This window comes from Endozoicomonas sp. ONNA1, from assembly GCF_024606325.1.
GTDB lineage: Bacteria > Pseudomonadota > Gammaproteobacteria > Pseudomonadales > Endozoicomonadaceae > Endozoicomonas_A.
Genome location: NZ_JAHHPN010000074.1, coordinates 1 through 1,352 on the forward strand (window position 1 = coordinate 1; position 1,352 = coordinate 1,352).

The following is a 1,352-nucleotide window of genomic DNA, read 5'->3' on the forward strand; positions in this document are numbered from 1 at the left end:
GCATGATTACAGAAGCTGAATATCAGGCTTTGAAGCGAGCCGTTTTACTGAGAGAAACCCGCACAGTGGAATTTGAAGGTCGCAAGGTGGAATACGCCAGCTTCTCAGAAATGGAAGGACGACTGCAGGCCATTGAGTGGGAATTGATCAAAAGAGCTGATCTACCAGCGTTACCGAACTCTGGAGCCCGAAGCAGGTTATTGTCACTGACAGGTGGAGGGCTGTTTTGATGAAGTTTACTTTAAGCAGGCTAAGGCTAAAGATAAGTCTTGATAGCATTCTGTTAATGGTTTTCAAACTGAGTCAGAGCGCTGAGAAACGGTGGTGCAGGCTGAGAGGTTTTAAAAATCTGGCCAATGTCGCTCAAAGCATTCGTTTTATAGATGGAACTCGCGCAGTGAATGATGCTAATCATGAGATCGACTGATTATGAATCAAACACCAGATTTGGCGATAACTCTGGTAGCTCACGCTTCATTCAGAGGCCTGCCTTATCTTTCAGCGGAAGTCATAATGTCTATTCGCCTGTATTTTGTTTGAACTTTATTACAATTAAGTAGTCTGATTTATTAAGAGGCTAAAAATTATCGACCTTTGTAGTTATACATACACTCTTCTTCGCTCAAAATTTAGGATTTAAAAAAGGCTTGAGTGTTATATATGACCCGAAAAGAGCGGTACATTTTCATGGCCTATTCGAACTCCCTCTTAATAGCATATATTTTTAAAATATTTTGGGGAGATTCTGAACTTCTATCATTGTGATAACAAGATACTTATTGGAGGACAAAATGAATATAAGACAACAACCAGTGCAACAACAACCTACTGGTGATCGAACGCTATATGTAACACCTATTGACCCTGTCGAGACAGGTTTCGCAGCTGGCAATGCCATGGGTTTTTGCATAATGGCTACTGGAGGGTCAGCAACTGCAGGATTTTCATGTTGTGTAGCTGGGGCTACTGCTGGACTTCTTTATAGAGAACTCTGCACTTTCACAATCAAAGAGAGAGACATTGTGAGTCACCAACCAAGACCATACCATAGTCAGCGATGAATTAACTCATAACACACGATACAGCGGGAAAAGAGCTACATTGATTACGGCCCAAACGCCAGATTTGACGATAACTCTAATAGCCCGCGCTTAATTCAGAGGGCATCCCTAACTTTCAGTGAAAGTGATAAAGCTGCGCAAATACAAACACGGGGTCGCTTACTTTGAATGGGATGCCCGCAAGAAGCGCAATGAAACTTTGGACTGTCGGGTCTATGCCCTGACCGCTGTGCGGATTTTACAGCAACACCGTGGATTGAATCTGGAGCAGTTGGCCGCTCAACGTCCGGA

At 43.2% G+C, this 1,352-nt stretch carries 2 protein-coding genes and 1 pseudogene; all 3 read left to right on the plus strand.

Going from position 1 to position 1,352, the window contains the following annotated elements:
• On the plus strand, positions 1-230 hold a 230-nt coding region (locus KDK19_RS01665), incomplete at its 5' end, for a phage head-tail joining protein (protein WP_257287960.1).
• A gap of 32 nt (positions 231-262) precedes the next feature.
• A pseudogene (locus KDK19_RS01670) lies at positions 263-427 on the plus strand (IS256 family transposase); the annotation flags it as partial.
• A gap of 758 nt (positions 428-1,185) precedes the next feature.
• Positions 1,186-1,352, plus strand: a 167-nt coding sequence (locus KDK19_RS24230) for a terminase gpA endonuclease subunit (protein WP_368736427.1), incomplete at its 3' end; no start/stop codon positions are given.